The following is a 16,756-nucleotide window of genomic DNA, read 5'->3' as shown; positions in this document are numbered from 1 at the left end:
AACATGGGGTTTAAATGCCACCTCGGCGGAGAGACTAGGCGACCGGCTGCTGGAACACGTGCCGGCGAACCCATGCGTGCATCGCGATCGCCGCAGCGGAGGCAGCATTCATGGAACGCGTGGAGCCGAACTGCTCAATGGACAACGTAGCAACAGCGGCTTCGTGCACCTCGGGCGTCAGGCCGGGGCCTTCCTGCCCGAAGACCAGGACGCACTTTTCCGGGAGGTCGTAGGTCTCCAGCGGCACGGAATCCGGGAAGATATCGATGCCGATCACGGCTAGCCCCTCCCCCTCCGCCCATTGGACGAATTCCTCAACAGTAGGGTGGTGGCGGACGTGCTGATAGCGGTCGGTGACCATCGCCCCGCGACGGTTCCACCGCCGTCGACCAATGATGTGGACCTCTTTGGCGAGAAAGGCATTCGCGGTACGCACAACCGTGCCGATGTTGAGGTCGTGCTGCCAGTTCTCGATCGCGATATGGAATTCGTGCCGCTTGGAATCCAGGTCCTCGACGATCGCCTCGTGCTTCCAATACCTGTACTGGTCCACCACATTGCGGCGGTCGCCGTCCCTCAGCAGGTCCGGGTCCCAGTGCTCGCCTACCGGCCATTCGCCTTCCCAAGGCCCGACCCCGACCTCCGGCTTCGCTTCAGTCCAGCCTTCTGCCGCGGCTCCGTTAACTTCCACGGTTCCGTCAGCTTCTGCTGCGGTGTGGGCAGGCGTGGGCAGGGCCGTGTTGGGGGGAAGGTCAGTCACCCCTCAACTTTAGCCCTGCCCGGACTTTGCCTCTTTGCCCCAGCGCTTAGACCATCTTCCACTTATTGATGCGGTACGAGTTGGCCAGCTGCTCCATCAGGCCGGGGTGGGCATCCCAGTAGGTCTTGTGCCCGCTAACGCCGAGCATCTGCGGCGTTCCCCACGGGGTCACCGAGAACAGGTTGACTGCCTGGATTTCTTCGCCCCGCGCGTTGGTGCAAGTGAAGCCAATGACCACGGCAGCACCACGGCGGAATTCGCGGATCTCGGGCATCGAGGTCTTGAAGTCCGAGGTGCACTTGTGGCCCACCAGGTTCTGGGGCAGTTCCGTGGCGGTCATCCCCTTGTACCGGGCCTCGATGTCCTCGATGGCGGCCTTGATCTCTTTCGGGTCCTTGCCGAACTTGCCTTCGTCGGACTCGGCGAAGAACGCATACGCGAGGGCAATGCCGTCGCCGTCCGCCTCCACGGTGCCTTGGGCCTTCTTCTGGATTTCTTCACCGGTGGTGGGGTCCTTGGTGATCCCGAAGGATTCGTCGTGCGTCCACTCGGCCAGGTACTGGAAGGAAGATTCGCCCGTGACCCACTTGCTGAACAGTGGATCGCCGTCGGCCGGAACATTCGTCGGGCCGGCAAATTCTTCCCACACGCTGGGCAGCGGGATAGCACCCTCCGGAATCTCCGAGGAAGCGGTTGCCTCGCCAGACGGCTCTGCGGACGGTTCGGACGCTGCGTCGGAGGCTTCGTCCGAGGCACTGGCCGAAGACACCGGACTCGCTACGGCCACGGGTTTGGTCACCGAAGGAATCAACCATGCGAACACGACGACCAGCGCAATAACCACGACGACGGCGATCCCGCCGAGGATCAGGAACAGCGCCTTTTTGTTGTGGTCACCCGGGCCTTGGCTGGGTCCGCCGGGCTGACCAGGGTAACCAGGTTGACCGGGGTAACCAGGCTGGCCGGGGTAGCCGCTGCCCGGTGAGGTGAAACCGGGCTGACCCTGGTGCGTCTGTGGGTAGCGGTGGACCGTTTCGGCGAACTCGCCGTCAGGGTAACCCTGCTGGGTCGGCAATTGTTGCGCGGGGAAAGCCTGGGTCACTTCCGGCTGTGTGGGGAGAGCCTGAGTTTGGCCCTCCTGCCCCTGTGCTTCCGGATGGTACTGCCCTTCCGGCTGGTACTGCGCTTCCGGCTGATACATAGGCTGGGTCTGGCCCGGCTGATACTGCCGATACTGCTCCTGGCCGGTGTCGTAGCGCGGCTGCGGCACGCCGTCGGGATTGTACGGAGGCTGCGGCGCTCCATTGTTGTTGCTCATGACAGGCCCTTTCAAACGTGTTGAGTACCGGCGTATCTGGGGATATCCGGTTGTCGATCCAGTGCTGGGGACCTGCTGAAGTGCGGCGACACAAAAAATCCACCATGTCGTTCCCCCGACCCACGGTGGTGGCACGCCTGCGCCGGGACAAGCGTAGTCGAGGCTGAGCCGCCCGACGCAAGTCAAAGCCGAATATCCGCATGGGCAGAACTACCCACGCAGGCACACCATGGGATGTCTCCCTTCGAACCGCGATTTTATTCGAAGCGTGTAGCCGTCACGGAAGTAGTTCGCCGGATCAGGCCAAAGGTGGCGATGACAGCGCTGAGCGCCAGGAGCAGGCTCAGCGCCAAGGCAATGAAATATCCGGGCTCCGGCCACGTGAGTTGGTATGCGTCGTTGATTGCCGTGGCCATGAGCCAGGCCGTGAGGAACCCGAGGCCTATGGAAAGCAGCAGCACGCTCAGGAGGGGAACTGCAGCTTCCCGGGCAATGATTCGACGCAGAATTGACGCTGGCATCCCCATAAGGCGCATAAGCCCAAGAACCCTTTGCCGGTCCAGGATTGCCGAGGCCGTCCCAACAGCGAGGGAAAGCCCGGCGATGGCGACGGCAACGAACATTCCGAGGTACGCAAGCATGGCAAGGCCCTGGATCAGGCGTTTGGATGATTGCAAGTGAAAGTCAGATGGGGAGGACGCAGGGGTGGCCGTGACTCCCGAGCGGCTCAACGCAGTCCGAGCGCGGTCCATGGCCTCAGGAGTGCCGTCGGTGTCCACCACTATGACAACCGGAACAAGACCCGCGAGTGTCCCATCGGGAGCCGCTGTCAAGGCCAGCGGCTGAGCTGTCCAGAAGTAGAGGAAGGCGCTGTCCACAGCAACCGTTTCTGCTGCTGGAATGTCCTCGAACCCCAAGGCCCGAGCTTCTGAGGCCCGGAAGTAAAGCTCGGGTCCGGCGCCCCGGTCCGAAAGCACAGCCGAGCCATAGCCAATGGTGGCGCTGAGAATTCCGGGCAATTCCTTCGCACCTAAAGCCGCTTTCCCTACCCGGACCTGTGTTTCTCCAGACCCCACAGTTGCGTGGAGGCTGGTGGGCTGCATCAACCCGGGGCGCGGCTGTGGACTCTCGGTGGATTCCAGGATGCTGGATGCGCCGGCGAAAACCGAGACAACAAACACTGCAATCACAAGCCCCGATACGGACCGGAAAGTAGCCGCCGGAGTCTTTTGAATACGGCTTGCGGCAACGATTGCGGCCGCGCTTCGTGCCTGTCGCTGGCCCATCCGGCTCACCATTCGAGTCAGCCACGGGCCGATCACAACGATGCCTGCAAGAACCATCATGAATCCGACCACCAAGAGCGGGGACTCAAGCCATGGCAGCCGAAAATTCAAAACACGGATGAGAACAACCGCCAAAGTCATGAAGGCGAGCCCCATAACCAGCGGCACTGTTCGCCAAATTGTTGGCTTCTTCTCGTGAACCACCCTCGTCACCCCTAGAGGCCCAACGTCTGCGCGTGCGGTCCGAAGGGCGGCGACAAGTGCAGACGCCACCACAACTACAGCCACCACCGCCACATTGGCCGCCAATCCAGTGTGGAGATCAGCAGTAAACATTCTGGTGCCGTTGATCGGTATCTGGGCAGTGGCAGGCTTCAACATCACCGCCAGGGCAAGGCCTATCGCGGCACCGATCAGGCTGGGGATGGCAATTTCCACGGCGGCAATCCGGGAGACTGTGCCGGGTGAGGCCCCAATGAGTCGCAGGGTAGCAAACCGTTCGCGTCGCTGCGCTGCTCCTAAATCTGTGACGATGCTGATCAACAGCAATACGGGAAAGAACACTGCTATCGCTCCGACAAGGAGCACCGTGGTGTAGGAGGCGGCGCTGCCTCCGTACGGGTTGCTGGTGAAGTCCGAAACCAACGAGGCGTTTCCGCTCTTTCGAAGCTCTGCCTCCGAGGCCCCCGTGATGACCACCAGGGAATCGGGCCCCGGCAGGGCAGCGTCGTTGATCACGCCGGCAAACTCCCCAAACCGGTCTCCGAGCTGATCCCGGGGCGTCGATTCGATCAGGCGTTGTAGCGCTGGCGAGGCGTAATAGCTCCCGAATTCCGGCGGGCTACCAATTCCCGGGATGCTCACGGTCGTCGAGGGAAGTGCAGCGAAATCGCGGCGCTCAATGAGTTGGTCCCGGAAGATCTCCAGCCCATTGCTCCGCATGAGCACTGTTTCCTGAGTCAAGGGGATAGGAGCTGCAACGCCCGAAGCATCGATCGAATCCGATACGGACGGATGCCCCGTTTCGCGCAGCCAGGCGCCACGGTCGTCCCGGGCTTGCAATCCGTTGACACCACCCCAGAGCAACGACAAAAGACAGACCCCGACGGCGACTCCTCCAGCGATTCCAGTCAACCTGCCATAGGCGGAGCGGCTGCCGGCCACAGCCAGGCGGAAAAGTCCCCAGTTCACGTGGACACCCGGTATCCGGCGCCCAGAGCACCATCGCGCACAATGACTTCCCGATCTGCATAGGCAGCGGTTCGGGCATCGTGGGTGATCATCACCACGGTCGTGTCGGCTTCGCGGACAAGATCGAGCATCAAGGTCAGTACGTTTTCCGAGGCGAGGGAGTCCAACGAGCCAGTGGGTTCATCTGCGAACAACACCGCAGGGGACGTCACCAAGGCACGGCCAACAGCGACACGTTGGGCTTGGCCGCCAGACAATTCGCCAGGCAGCTTTTCGCCCAGTCCGTCCAAGCCAAGACGTTGCAGCATGTCTCTGGATCGCTCCAGCGCTTCAGGTCGTTTGATCCCCTTAAGCAGCAACGGGATGCTGACGTTATCCACCGCGCTGAGTTCCGGCAGCAACTGCCCGAATTGAAAGACGAATCCAAAGTCCGTCAGCCGCAGCCGGGCCCGCTTGGTCTCCTTGAGTTCGTTGAGGTGCAAGGGCACTTCATCAATGGGGTTGTACGTCACCGTCCCGCTGTCGGGCACGAGGACCCCGGCCAGGCAGTGCAGCAGCGTGGACTTCCCGGATCCGGATGGACCCATGACGGCCAATACTTCCCCGGCATGGACATCCAGGTCTATTCCCCGGAGCGCCTCCGTCGGGCCAAAGGAGTGGTGCAACCCGCGGGCACTGAGGATGGGTGTTTGGATGCTCATGCGCTCTGAAGCTCCTTTTTGAGTTGGGACAGGCGGGCGGCCGTGAGGTCGATCCATCTCAAGTCCGCTTCGATGTGGAACAGACCGTGGTCACACATCAGTACCTGCAGCAGGCCTGCTTCCTTCTTCGCGCGCGTCAGTTCCCGCATCCGGGCCATGTGCTGGCTGCGCTGCACGTCAAGCAACCGCTCGGCATCGTCATCCAGCAGCAGTGCGATGACGGTTTTCGCAAAGAGGTTGCTCTGCAGGGATTCCGAGGGAATGTCGGGAGTGAAGAGCCACTCGCGCACTGTGGCTTCTCCGGCGTCGGTAATCGCATACTTTTTTCGATCAGGACCTCCCCCGGTCTCTTCGCCCAAAGCCCGGATCAACTCATCACGGACCATCCGCGCCAGTGTGGAATACACCTGCCCATAGGCCAGCGCCTTGCCTGCTCCGAAGTATCGGTCGTAAGAGTGCTTGAGGTCGTAGCCGTAGCTGGGCTCGCGATTCAAAAGGCCCAGAAGGGTGAGTGAGTTGTTCACAGCTCCATCTATACACTGAGTTTATAGTTAACGCCATCGAGACCACGGGATGTCACCCCGGCCGAATAATGAAAGACTGGGAGGCAGTGCATGACCAATCCCAGCCGGAGGCAAATATGGCAGAAGAATCCACGCCCCACACGTCCGCATCCGTTTACCGGAACGGCCACGAAATCGAATGCTGGCTCACGGACATGGACGGCGTGCTGGTTCATGAAAACCAGGCGATCCCCGGTGCCGCCGAGCTCATCCAGCGCTGGGTGGATACGTCCAAGCGCTTCCTTGTCCTGACCAACAATTCCATCTTCACCCCACGCGACCTCGCTGCCCGCCTCCGGGCCTCCGGTCTTGAAGTTCCGGAAGAGAACATCTGGACGTCCGCGCTGGCCACGGCCCAGTTCCTCAAGGACCAGGTCCAGTCCTCTGATTCCGGCAACCGCGCCTACACCATCGGCGAGGCCGGCCTCACCACTGCATTGCACGAAGCCGGCTTCATCCTCACGGACACGGAACCTGACTTCGTGGTGCTCGGCGAGACCCGCACTTACTCTTTCGAAGCGATCACCATGGCCGTTCGCCACATCCTTGCCGGCGCCCGTTTCATCGCAACAAACCCTGATGCCACTGGCCCTTCCAAGGACGGCCCCATGCCGGCAACGGGCGCAATCGCGGCAATGATCACCAAGGCCACTGGCCGCGAGCCGTACATCGTGGGCAAGCCGAACCCCATGATGTTCCGCTCGGCCATGAACCAGATCGACGCCCACTCGGAGACCACGGCCATGATTGGCGACCGCATGGACACGGACATCGTGGCAGGTATGGAAGCCGGCCTTCACACGGTTCTGGTGCTCAGCGGCATCACCCAGCGCGAGGAAATCGTGTCCTTCCCGTTCCGCCCCAACCAGATCTTGAGCTCCGTGGCCGACCTCAAGAGCCAGATCTAAGCCAAAGGAGTCCCGTCATGGCTGTGCTCAACCTCCGTCCTCTGGCCGGTGGCCGGATACTGAGGGGGAGCCAGCCGTTTGGTCTGGATGCTGCCGCGACATCGGGGTTCCTGGCGGAGCATGGCATCCAGGCCATCATGGACCTGCGCAACGAGCTCGAGCGGTCTTTGGTTCCGTGGCTGGTTCCGGGCGGCCCCTCTCCTTCGAACGCGTCCAAGCCCGACGGCGGTGGCGGGAGTACCGCCCTCGCTGCACCCGCCGTCGAGCTCATCCATAATCCGCTGGATCCCAACGTGGTGGCGGGGTCGCTGCAGGCAGTGGAGACTCCGGAAGATCTGGGAGATCTGTATTTGGGCTGGATCCGCGTCAGACCCGATTGGGTAGCCGATGCCCTGCGTCCTGTCGCGGAAGGCAAACGCACACTGGTTCATTGTTCGCTGGGCAAGGACAGGACCGGAGTGGTGTCAGCGATCGCGCTCATGGCCGCCGGTGAATCGGACGAGGCCGTGGTGAAGGATTACACGGCCACCACCCGCAACCTTCCGAACCTGCTTCAGGTCATGGCCGAGACATGGCGGCTCCACGTCCCGTCCACGCCCGCGCAATATTTCAGCCCTGACCTCATGATCCTGCAGAGCCCTGAAGCCGCGATCCGGCATTTCCTGGTGGGCTTCGCACGGGAATTCGGGGATGCTCGCAGCTTCCTGCGCGAGGCCGGTCTAACCGCCGTCGAGGTTCAAGCGCTGCGGGGCTGAACCGTTGCGGGGTGATGCAGCGGAAGCCCAGCAACAAAACCTACGCCGGCCGGATAACCCGTCCATTCGGCTCCTGATACGACGGCTCCTCGGGTGCAGGCGGCAGCGGTTCCAGCTCATTCTGGACGCGCTCCAACAGGGGCCGATAAATGTCGGCACTCCACTGCGGGCTGGCATGGGCGGGCCGGGCACCCTCCGTACTCAGCACCGGGAGCTTCATGTTCGCCGCGAAGACCTTGCTCCACGCCGCCCGAGCAGACTCGTAGTTGACGGTCTTGTCCTCGGAGTTGCCCAGGAACGCCATTTTGGCCGAGCCGATTTTGCCGGCGAGACGCAGGCCATCGAAGTGGTAAATGTATGCAGACTCCGTCTGGATCAGCACGCTGGAGGGGGCAATCGGCGAGAGCTGCTCCAGGCTTTGGTCCAGGATTTGCCGCCAGGTGCGTTCGTCCTTGTGCGCCACCCGCTCCCCCAGTTCATAGCCGCCACGCAGGACTGAAGGGATGCGGAAGCCGTTCTCATAAAGGAACACCACGCCGTCGAACCAGCTCTGATCCAGCACATCAGCGCGGCTGAAGGGACTGGAATCCAGGACGATCAGCTGGGTCTCCACACCATGCAGCTCCAGCAGACGGGCGGCAACTTGCGTGGCGAGCATCCCACCGAAGCTGTGGCCGTAGAAATACAGCTTCTCCAGCCCCAGTTCGCGAACGTGAAGAACTAGTTCGCGGACCACCTCATCAACGTCCAGGCCAAGGTTGGAATACCCGACGGCGGCAAGGCGGCCGCGCTGGTGCAGGGCGGGGCGCAGCGAGTTCAGGATCCACTGTGCCTCTTCCCAACTGGTTTTATACCCGGGAAACAGGATCCAGCTGGCCTTGGGAAAGTAGAGATCCGAGTAGGAGTCCGGGACGCGGAGGATCTTGGTGGCCCGCCGTTCCGCCTGCACGTGCCGGGTAAACAGCATGTCTCCGGCCAGTGCCACGGAAACCCCCGCAGTGATAAGGAAGTCGCGGCGCGATATCCGCTTTATCCGGGAAACCTGGGGCAGGATCCTCGCCCAGTCTGCCGGATCGGCAGCATCCCGTGATCCGGATACGGGCAAGGCGGAGCCCCGGCCCGGGAGGTTTTCGTTCACCTCCGGCGGAGCCTGGAGCTTCCCTACTTGAACGTCCACGCAGCTAGCATAGGCTTCGCGGGCACTGCCTTACAGCCCCGTAGTTTGCCTACAAACTCCCTAGTTGAGGCCCAGCTCATCCTTGCCGAAGGCAAAGAGGTAGGGCACGCCGGTTTCGGCTTCGATCTTCTCTTTGGCGCCGGTGTCGCGGTCCACGATGACGGCGACGGCAACCACATTGCCGCCGGCCTTGCGGACACCCTCGACGGCGGTCAGTGCGGACCCGCCGGTGGTGGACGTGTCCTCGAGGACAACCACATTGCGGCCCTCAACCGAGGGACCTTCCACCTGGCGGCCCATGCCGTACGACTTCTGGGCCTTGCGGACGACGAAGGCGTCCACGGCGCGGCCGGCATCCACAGCGGCGTGCATGACAGCGGTACCTACGGGGTCGGCGCCCATGGTGAGTCCGCCAGCGCACTCAACCGGGATCCCGGCGTCGTCGATCATTGCCAACATGACCTGGCCTACCAGCTTGGAGGCCTCGTGATGCAGGGTGATGCGGCGGAGGTCGATGTAGTAGTCAGCTTCCTTGCCGCTGGAGAGGATCACCTTTCCGCGGACCACCGCCAACTCTTTGATGAGCTCGAGAAGGCGGGCACGGGCAGTTGCAGTGTCTGCTGCGGGGGTACTGGTGGAAGTCATGGCTTCTAGTTTAGTGGGGACGGAGCCGGGCGAAGCGCAGGTGCCGCGGTGGTGGAACGGACAACCAACTTGGGATTGACGATCTGTTCCTCACTGCCTGGCTCGTTTTCCAACTGATGGAGTACCGCGGACATGCAACGGCGGCCGAGTTCTTCAAAGTCCTGTTTGATGGTGGTCAGCGGCGGCAGGAAGAACGCAGCTTCAGGCTGATCGTCGTATCCCACCACGCTGATGTCTTCCGGAACTCGCAACCCAGCTTCCTGCAGGGCGCGAAGGACTCCCACCGCCAATTGGTCGTTCGCGACGAAGACGGCGGTGACAGTGGGCTGATCGTCTAGTTTGCGCTGGTCAATGAGCGCCAGGCCTGCTTCGTATCCCGAGGCGGCGTCCCATCCCCCTTGGAGAAGAACGTCGGCCTCCAAGCCGGCGTTGCCGAGCGCCTCCTGCCATCCCTTGATGCGCTCAGCCGCGTCGATCCAGTGGGGCGGACCGGAAATGTGTCCGATGTGGCGGTGTCCGAGCCCGATGAGATGTTCCACCGCCAACCGCGCTCCCAGACGCTGGTTTAGTGAAGCACCCGTCAGCTGGTTCCCGGTTCCGGCACCCACGGCCACCATGGGAAACGGGACGGCGACGTCACGGAGGGCGGCCAGGACATCCGGATGCGGTACCAGAATGACCACCCCCTCCACAGCCTGGTTGCGAAAATGCGTGATGGCGTCGTTGATGCTGTCGCCGGTCACTTCGCGGAGGTTGGCGATGCTGACGAAATAGCCTGCTTCCCGGCCCGCCTGCTCCACGCCCAGCAAGGTATTCGCGGGTCCGTACTGGCCGGTTTCGCAGGCCAGCACGCCTATGGTCCGGGAGCGCCGCGTCACCAGGCTGCGGGCTGCGGTGTTACGCCGGTAGCCAAGGCTGGCGATGGCCGATTCCACGCGCTCCTTCGTCTTCCCGCTAACGTTGGGGTGGTTGTTCAAGACACGGGAAACGGTCTGGTGCGAGACCCCGGCCAACTTGGCTACATCCCCCATAACGGGTGGTCTGCTTGATGGTGCACCGGGAGACATCGCACCTCACTTTATGGATTCGTATGGCGGGCTTGGGCAGGATTGGCCCGCATCCGGCTCTTCACACCGAGCAGGTCAGCTCAGCTGGGAGCAGGATGCAGGCCAATCCCAAGGGTTATTTGCTACTTGGCGTCGACCCGCACAGGTTCAGTCTTGGCAGGTGGCGCAGATTCGGTTGCCGGAGGCGTTGTCTTCCACTTGAAGCGGCGGCTGATTGAGGACCCTCCACCAGCACCGGTCCGGTTCTTGTTGAAGATGTCGAAGCCGACTGCAAGGAGCAGAACCAGGCCCTTGATGAGCTGCTGGTAGTCAGTTCCCAAGCCAAGGATGGACATACCGTTGTTCAGGACACCCATGATGAGGCCACCGATCATTGCTCCCGCAACGGTACCGATACCACCTTGGACGGCCGCGCCACCGATGAATGCGGCAGCGATGGAGTCCAGTTCAAAGCCGGTACCGCCAGCAGGCTGGGCAGAGTTCAGTCGTGCCGTGAACACCAGGCCGGCCAACGCGGCGAGGACGCCCATGTTGACGAACAGCCGGAAGGTTACTTTCTTGGTCTTGATGCCGGAGAGCTCTGCTGCATGCAGGTTGCCACCAATGGCGTAGGTGTGGCGCCCAAAAATGCTGTTGTTCATCAATGCCGAGTACAGGATCACGAGGACTGCCAGGACGATCAGCACAATCGGCGTTCCACGGTAGCTGGCCAGCAGGAACGTGATGATGAGCATCAGTACGGCAATGAAGCCGTTCTTGACGGCAAACCATGCCATCGGCTCATTCTCAAGGTTGAACTTGCGGCGGACCCGGCGTTCCTTGATGGCTTGGAAGAGGATTGCTGCGGTGCCGCCAACGCCCAGGATGACGGTCAACCATTCAAGTACGGATGTGCCGCCGGAGATATCGGGGAGGAAGCCTCCACCGAGGGCCCGCAACTCGTTGGGGAACGGGGTGATCTGCTGGTTCTTCAGGGTGATGAGCGTCAGGCCGCGGAAGATGAGCATGCCGGCCAGGGTGACGATGAAGGCGGGAATGCCCACATAGGCAATCCAGTAACCCTGCCAGGCACCCACCAAGGCACCTACCAGGAGGCAAGCCGGGATGGCCAGCCACCATGCCCAGCCCCAGTGCACGATCATCACGCCGGCAACAGCACCGATGAACCCGGCGATTGATCCGACGGAGAGGTCGATGTGGCCGGCGATGATGACCATCACCATGCCTATGGCAAGGATCAGGATGTAGCTGTTCTGGACCACCAGGTTACTGACGTTCTGCGGTTCAAGCAGGATGCCGTTGGTCAGGACCTGGAACAGGATGACGATAAGGATCAGGGCGACGAAGATGCCAACCTGGCGGAGGCGGCTTGTGAGGAAGCCAAGGGATTCTCGTAGGGCGGACATGTTGGCTATTCCTTCTCTTGAGTCATGAAGTGCATGAGGGTTTCCTGGGTGGCCTCGGCGATGGGGACCTCGCCGGTGATGTGCCCTGCGGACAGCGTGTAGATCCTGTCGCAAATGCCCAGGAGCTCAGGCAGCTCCGAGGAGATCACGATCACGGCTTTCCCGGCGGCCGCGAGTTCATTGATGATCGTGTAGATCTCGAACTTTGCGCCGACGTCGATACCGCGGGTTGGTTCGTCCAGGATCAGCACGTCCGGATCCGAGAACATCCACTTGCTCAGCACCACCTTCTGCTGATTACCACCGGAGAGCTTGCCGGTGATGGCTGCCACGGACGGCGCCTTGATGTTCATGCTCTTCCGGTAGTGGTTGGCAACGGTGGTTTCTTTGTTGCCATCAACCCATCCGCGTTTGGCCAGCTTGTTCAGCGCCGCCATGGAGATGTTCCGCTTGATGTCCTCGATCAGGTTCAGGCCATAGTGCTTGCGGTCCTCGGTGGCGTAGGCAATGCCGTGATCGATCGCGTCCGAAACGGTGGAAGTGTTGATCTCTTCGCCGTACTTGTAGACCTTGCCCGAAACGGCGCGTCCGTACGTCCGGCCGAAAACGCTCATGGCCAACTCGGTGCGGCCCGCGCCCATAAGGCCCGCCAAGCCCACTACTTCGCCCTTGCGGACATTCATGTTGGCATTGTGCACCACGGTGCGGCTGTGGTCCTGGGGATGCTGAACGGTCCAGTCTTCAATGCGGAGGACTTCCTCGCCGATGTTCGGAGTCCGGTCCGGATAGAGGCTTTCAAGGTCACGTCCCACCATTCCGCGGATGATGCGTTCCTGGGTGATCTGGCCCTGGTCCAGCCGCAGGGTCTCGATGGACTTGCCATCGCGGATGATGGTGACGGCATCGGCCACCTTGCGGATCTCGTTGAGTTTGTGGCTGATGATGATGCTGGTGACGCCCTGGCCCTTGAGGTGCAGGATGAGGTCCAGCAGGTGGTCCGAGTCTTCATCGTTCAGCGCAGCAGTTGGCTCGTCCAGGATGAGGAGCTTCACCTCTTTGGAGAGCGCCTTGGCAATCTCCACCAGCTGCTGCTTGCCAACACTGATGTGCTGGATGGGTGTGACGGGGTTTTCGCTCAGACCTACGCGGGCAAGCAGCTTGGCGGCTTCGAGGTTGGTTTTCCGCCAGTCCACCCAGCCGTTGTTTGCCAGTTCGTTGCCGAGGTAAATGTTCTCTGCGATGGAAAGGTACGGGCTAAGGGCCAGTTCCTGGTGGATGATCACGATCCCGCGCTTCTCGCTGTCCGAGATGCTGTTGAATTCGCAGGGTTCGTTCTCAAAAAGAATGTCGCCGTCAAAGGAGTTGTGCGGGTACACCCCGGACAACACCTTCATCAGGGTGGATTTCCCGGCGCCGTTCTCTCCACAGATAGCGTGGACTTCGCCGCGGTTTACATCCAGGGTGACGTCCTGAAGGGCCTTGACCCCGGGGAAGGTCTTGGTTATTCCTCGCATTTGAAGAATGGGTACGTTCATCGTCAATTCCCACTGACTGGTTGGAAACTTTGCCTGGCCGGGGATTCGGCCGGCTCATGGTGGGTTGTGGCCCCGCCCCGCTTCAGAAGCGGGACCACAACCCGAAGGAAATGCTTACTTGACGTCGGATTCCTTGTAGTAGCCCGAGTCGATGAGTTCCTTCTTGTAGTTGTCCTTGGTGATGATGACGGACTTCAGGAGGAAGGCCGGAACAACCTTGACCTTGTTGTTGTAGGTCTTGGTGTCGTTGGTTTCCGGTTCCGTACCCTTGAGCACGGCGTCAACCATCTTCACGGCCTGCGCGCCGAGCTGGCGGGTGTCTTTGAAGATCGTGGAGTACTGCTCGCCGGCGATGATGGACTTCACGGAGCCCTTTTCGGCGTCCTGGCCGGTAACTACCGGCAGCTTTCCGGTGGAGTAGCCACCGGTGCTGGTCAGGGCCGAGATGATGCCGATGGAAAGGCCGTCATACGGGGAGAGCACGCCGTCCAGCTTGGTGCCGGAGCTGTAAGCCGAGGTCAGGATGTCTTCCATGCGCTTCTGGGCAACGGGTGCCTGCCAGCGCAGGATGGCTGCCTGCTCGAACTTGGTCTGGCCGCTGGGAACCTTCAAGGTGCCTGCATCCAGGTAGGGCTTGAGGGTGTCCATGGCGCCAGTCCAGAAGAAGTTGGCGTTGTTGTCATCCGGGCTTCCGGCGAAGAGCTCCACGTTGAACGGGCCCTTGCCATCAACCTTCTTGCCACTTGCGTCCACGAGGCCAAGGCCGGTGAGCAGTGACGTAGCTTGCTGGACACCCACGGTGTAGTTGTCGAAGGTGGTGTAGTAATCGACGTTCGGTGTTCCGTTGATGAGGCGGTCGTAGGCGATGACCTTAACGTTCTGTTCCTTGGCCTTGGCCAGGACGTCGGTCAGCGTGGTGCCATCAATTGCTGCGATGATCAGGGCCTTGGCGCCCTTGGTCAGCATGTTCTCAATCTGGGAGACCTGCGTAGGGATGTCATCGTTGGCGAACTGCAGGTCAGTCTTGTAACCAAGGTCCTTCAAGGACTTCTCAACGTTGGCGCCATCGGCAATCCAACGCTCGGACGTCTGCGTCGGCATCGAAATGCCGACCAGCGAATCGCTGGGCTTGGCGGTGCTGCTGGATTCTGCAGCTCCTCCACGGCTACCGCAGCCCGTGGCTCCCACGGTCAAGGTAAGGACAACCGCTACGGCGCCCAGGAGTTTCTTTAATCTCACGATGCTCTCCTTCCGCGGCAGCTTTGCCGCGAACTCTGATGCAGCCGGAGCATCTGCGCGTCCGGCACGGTGAAGCTGGGTTGGCCTGTGCGCTGGGGGCGGCACAGGCTACTTCAAGGTGATACGACTGCCATTGTGAACGCTAACAATACCGTCGGTCAAGTGGATTGGATCACAAAATGATTGCAGGTGGGAACCTCGTCCGGAAGTCTTGATTTACAACGTTGTTAGCGTTCACACTTTCCCATTTCATGCTTTCGGCACCAAAAAGAAGAGCCCGGCACCGCCTTGTGGGCAGTGCCGGGCGTTCCAGTGCAGCGAGCTAGGACAGTGCTCCTTCGAGTGCTGAGAACGCGTCGTCCACGATCTTCTCCACGGGCTGATCGATGTCCACTACCAAGCCGGCTTCATCGGATTGCAACGGCTCAAGCGTTGCGAGTTGCGAATCCAGCAAGGACGCGGGCATGAAGTGGCCGGGCCGGGCGTTCATGCGCTCACTCAGCAACTCACGCGCGCCCTGCAGGTGCACGAACACCACGGACGGATCGCCACTGCGGATGATGTCGCGATAGGCGCGCTTGAGCGCGCTGCACGCTATGACAAGAGCAGAGTTCGACGCCGCGAATCGCCTCCCGATCTCGGCCAACCAGGGTGCGCGGTCCTCGTCATTGAGAGGAGTACCCGAGGCCATCTTGTCGATGTTCCGCTGAGGGTGCAGCGAATCGCCGTCGAGGAATTCGGCTCCGAGCCGCTCAGCGACGGCTGCGCCCACGGTGCTTTTGCCGCAACCGGCCACGCCCATCACCACAATGTGCGGATGGGCGTTGGCCGCAAAACCGGAATCACCAGTCATGAACGGTTCCGTCCACGAGACGGTTGAACGGCAGGTAAGCCTGCTGGTACGGGAAGGCGGCTGCTGCTTCCTCGTTGAACTCGACGCCGATGCCGGGCTCGTCCCCCGGGTGCAGGTAGCCGTCCTTGAACGTCATGGACTGCTGGAAGACCTCGTTGGTCTTGTCCGAGTGCTGCATGTATTCCTGGATGCCGTAGTTGTGGATGGCCAGGCCAACGTGCAACTGGGCGGCGAAGCCCACCGGGGAGATGTCCGTGGGACCATGGAAGCCTGACTTGATCTGGTACTGGGCCGCGAAGTCCATGACCTTCTTCAAAGGCGAGATCCCACCGAAGTGCGTGGAGGCCGCGCGGACGTAGTCGATCAATTGTTCCTTGATGAGGGTCTGGTAGTCCCACACGGTGTTGAAGATTTCGCCGATGGCTAGGGGCGTGGTGGTGTGCTGGCGGACCAGGCGCAGGCCTTCCTGGTTCTCCGCCGGGGTGCAGTCCTCCAACCAGAACAGGTCATAGGGCTCCAGTGCCTTGCCAAGCTTGGCTGCCTGAATGGGCGTCATGCGGTGGTGGCCATCGTGAAGCAAAGGAATTTCCGGGCCGAACTCATTGCGCACGGCCTCGAAAACCGTGGGCAAATGCCGCAGGTAGGCGCGGGTGTCCCAGTCTTCTTCCAGCGGGAAGTTGCCGCGGCCGGCAGGCTCATAGTCGTAGCGTTCGCCGGATGCCTGGGCCTGCGCGGCAACACCATAGACAGCTTTGATGCCCGGGACCGCGGTCTGGATCCGGATGGACTTGTAGCCCAGTTCCAGGTGCTCACGCACCGAGTCGAACAGCGAGGGAATGTCCGAACCCGAAGCGTGCCCGTAGGCACGCAGCCCGTTCCGGGATGCACCACCGAGCAGCTGATAGACGGGCATGCCGGCAACTTTGCCTTTGATGTCCCACAGCGCCATGTCCACGGCGGCAATCGCGGCCATGGTCACCGGCCCACGGCGCCAGTACGAGCTGCGGTACAGGAACTGCCACGTGTCTTCGATGCGGTGCGGATCCTTCCCGATCAACAGCTGCGCCACATGCTCCTTAAGGTACGCGGCCACGGCGAGTTCCCGGCCGTTGAGCGTCGCGTCACCAATGCCAGTCACCCCGTCTTCGGTGGTGATGCGCAGGGTGACGAAGTTCCGGGAGGGGCTGGTCACGAAGACTTCAGCGGCAATGATTTTCACAGCTTTTCCTTTCGGGATTGGGCTGGGTTGAAAGGGTTCCTATTCGCCTCGATGCGATGTTCACCACAGGTACTGAAATTGATTCTAGAATTGTTTGCAATTTTTGGCAATCGGTTGCCATTGCGGATTGGAA

Annotated in this window: 15 protein-coding genes; 2 read left to right on the top strand and 13 right to left on the bottom strand. The window is 61.4% G+C overall.

Annotated elements, in window-relative coordinates; all coding sequences use genetic code 11:
• Nucleotides 1-34: 34 nt before the first annotated feature.
• The 5 genes from AC1DCM_RS18585 to AC1DCM_RS18565 all read right to left on the bottom strand — a co-directional run bounded on the left by AC1DCM_RS18585 (nt 35) and on the right by AC1DCM_RS18565 (nt 5,780).
• Nucleotides 35-760 carry a TrmH family RNA methyltransferase gene (locus AC1DCM_RS18585; RefSeq protein WP_477519273.1) on the bottom strand — a complete coding sequence of 242 codons (726 nt, stop codon included), beginning with the start codon at nt 758-760 and terminating at the stop codon, nt 35-37.
• Between the two features lie 46 nt (nt 761-806).
• Complete coding sequence (locus tag AC1DCM_RS18580; protein WP_477519272.1) at nt 807-2,078, bottom strand: hypothetical protein; 1,272 nt, start codon at nt 2,076-2,078, stop codon at nt 807-809.
• Nucleotides 2,079-2,335: 257 nt separating this feature from the next.
• Nucleotides 2,336-4,555 carry an FtsX-like permease family protein gene (locus tag AC1DCM_RS18575; RefSeq protein WP_477519271.1) on the bottom strand — a complete coding sequence of 740 codons (2,220 nt, stop codon included), beginning with the start codon at nt 4,553-4,555 and terminating at the stop codon, nt 2,336-2,338.
• On the bottom strand, nt 4,552-5,256 hold the full coding sequence (locus AC1DCM_RS18570; RefSeq protein ID WP_477519270.1) for an ABC transporter ATP-binding protein: 705 nt from the start codon (nt 5,254-5,256) through the stop codon (nt 4,552-4,554). The genes AC1DCM_RS18575 and AC1DCM_RS18570 overlap by 4 nt, the downstream gene beginning before the upstream one ends.
• On the bottom strand, nt 5,253-5,780 hold the full coding sequence (locus AC1DCM_RS18565) for a PadR family transcriptional regulator (RefSeq protein ID WP_477519269.1): 528 nt from the start codon (nt 5,778-5,780) through the stop codon (nt 5,253-5,255). The genes AC1DCM_RS18570 and AC1DCM_RS18565 overlap by 4 nt, the downstream gene beginning before the upstream one ends.
• A 116-nt stretch (nt 5,781-5,896) precedes the next feature.
• On the opposite strand from AC1DCM_RS18565, the gene AC1DCM_RS18560 reads away from it, so the two are divergent.
• Together AC1DCM_RS18560 and AC1DCM_RS18555 are read left to right on the top strand one after the other, a co-directional pair.
• Nucleotides 5,897-6,727 (top strand): HAD-IIA family hydrolase, encoded by an 831-nt coding sequence (locus AC1DCM_RS18560; protein ID WP_223935648.1) that lies wholly within the window; start codon nt 5,897-5,899, stop codon nt 6,725-6,727.
• A gap of 17 nt (nt 6,728-6,744) precedes the next feature.
• Nucleotides 6,745-7,482, top strand: a complete 738-nt coding sequence (locus AC1DCM_RS18555; RefSeq protein WP_477519268.1) for a tyrosine-protein phosphatase — start codon at nt 6,745-6,747, stop codon at nt 7,480-7,482.
• Between the two features lie 40 nt (nt 7,483-7,522).
• Here the strand turns inward: AC1DCM_RS18555 and AC1DCM_RS18550 are convergent, their stop codons facing one another.
• From AC1DCM_RS18550 to manD, 8 genes are all read right to left on the bottom strand, one after another.
• Nucleotides 7,523-8,659, bottom strand: coding sequence for an alpha/beta fold hydrolase (locus AC1DCM_RS18550; RefSeq protein WP_477519267.1), 1,137 nt, complete (start codon nt 8,657-8,659; stop codon nt 7,523-7,525).
• A 60-nt stretch (nt 8,660-8,719) separates the two neighbouring features.
• Nucleotides 8,720-9,304: an orotate phosphoribosyltransferase gene (gene pyrE / locus AC1DCM_RS18545; protein WP_442018201.1), complete on the bottom strand. Its 585-nt coding sequence runs from the start codon at nt 9,302-9,304 to the stop codon at nt 8,720-8,722.
• Nucleotides 9,305-9,309: 5 nt separating this feature from the next.
• Complete coding sequence (locus AC1DCM_RS18540) at nt 9,310-10,335, bottom strand: LacI family DNA-binding transcriptional regulator (RefSeq protein ID WP_477519266.1); 1,026 nt, start codon at nt 10,333-10,335, stop codon at nt 9,310-9,312.
• A gap of 158 nt (nt 10,336-10,493) precedes the next feature.
• Nucleotides 10,494-11,777 carry a multiple monosaccharide ABC transporter permease gene (mmsB, locus tag AC1DCM_RS18535; RefSeq protein ID WP_477519265.1) on the bottom strand — a complete coding sequence of 428 codons (1,284 nt, stop codon included), beginning with the start codon at nt 11,775-11,777 and terminating at the stop codon, nt 10,494-10,496.
• Between the two features lie 5 nt (nt 11,778-11,782).
• Nucleotides 11,783-13,312, bottom strand: coding sequence for a multiple monosaccharide ABC transporter ATP-binding protein (mmsA, locus tag AC1DCM_RS18530; protein WP_431117899.1), 1,530 nt, complete (start codon nt 13,310-13,312; stop codon nt 11,783-11,785).
• A gap of 114 nt (nt 13,313-13,426) precedes the next feature.
• Complete coding sequence (gene chvE, locus AC1DCM_RS18525; protein ID WP_431117898.1) at nt 13,427-14,551, bottom strand: multiple monosaccharide ABC transporter substrate-binding protein; 1,125 nt, start codon at nt 14,549-14,551, stop codon at nt 13,427-13,429.
• A gap of 322 nt (nt 14,552-14,873) precedes the next feature.
• Nucleotides 14,874-15,404 (bottom strand): gluconokinase, encoded by a 531-nt coding sequence (locus AC1DCM_RS18520; protein ID WP_477519264.1) that lies wholly within the window; start codon nt 15,402-15,404, stop codon nt 14,874-14,876.
• On the bottom strand, nt 15,394-16,623 hold the full coding sequence (gene manD, locus AC1DCM_RS18515; RefSeq protein ID WP_477519263.1) for a D-mannonate dehydratase ManD: 1,230 nt from the start codon (nt 16,621-16,623) through the stop codon (nt 15,394-15,396). The genes AC1DCM_RS18520 and manD overlap by 11 nt, the downstream gene beginning before the upstream one ends.
• Nucleotides 16,624-16,756 lie beyond the last annotated feature (133 nt).

The organism is Paenarthrobacter sp. 10N417, assembly GCF_056394745.1.
Note: the sequence above shows the minus strand (reverse complement) of the source record. Positions and strands in the feature narration are given on the sequence as shown.

Excerpts from the sequence above, each read along its gene's own strand:
- AC1DCM_RS18580 (WP_477519272.1), bottom strand. The coding sequence starts at position 2,078 with ATGAGCAACAACAATGGAGCGCCGCAGCCTCCGTACAATCCCGACGGC.
- AC1DCM_RS18570 (WP_477519270.1), bottom strand. The coding sequence starts at position 5,256 with ATGAGCATCCAAACACCCATCCTCAGTGCCCGCGGGTTGCACCACTCC.
- AC1DCM_RS18560 (WP_223935648.1), top strand. The coding sequence starts at position 5,897 with ATGGCAGAAGAATCCACGCCCCACACGTCCGCATCCGTTTACCGGAAC.
- AC1DCM_RS18555 (WP_477519268.1), top strand. The coding sequence starts at position 6,745 with ATGGCTGTGCTCAACCTCCGTCCTCTGGCCGGTGGCCGGATACTGAGG.
- pyrE (WP_442018201.1), bottom strand. The coding sequence starts at position 9,304 with ATGACTTCCACCAGTACCCCCGCAGCAGACACTGCAACTGCCCGTGCC.
- AC1DCM_RS18540 (WP_477519266.1), bottom strand. The coding sequence starts at position 10,335 with ATGGGGGATGTAGCCAAGTTGGCCGGGGTCTCGCACCAGACCGTTTCC.
- mmsB (WP_477519265.1), bottom strand. The coding sequence starts at position 11,777 with ATGTCCGCCCTACGAGAATCCCTTGGCTTCCTCACAAGCCGCCTCCGC.
- mmsA (WP_431117899.1), bottom strand. The coding sequence starts at position 13,312 with ATGAACGTACCCATTCTTCAAATGCGAGGAATAACCAAGACCTTCCCC.
- AC1DCM_RS18520 (WP_477519264.1), bottom strand. The coding sequence starts at position 15,404 with ATGACTGGTGATTCCGGTTTTGCGGCCAACGCCCATCCGCACATTGTG.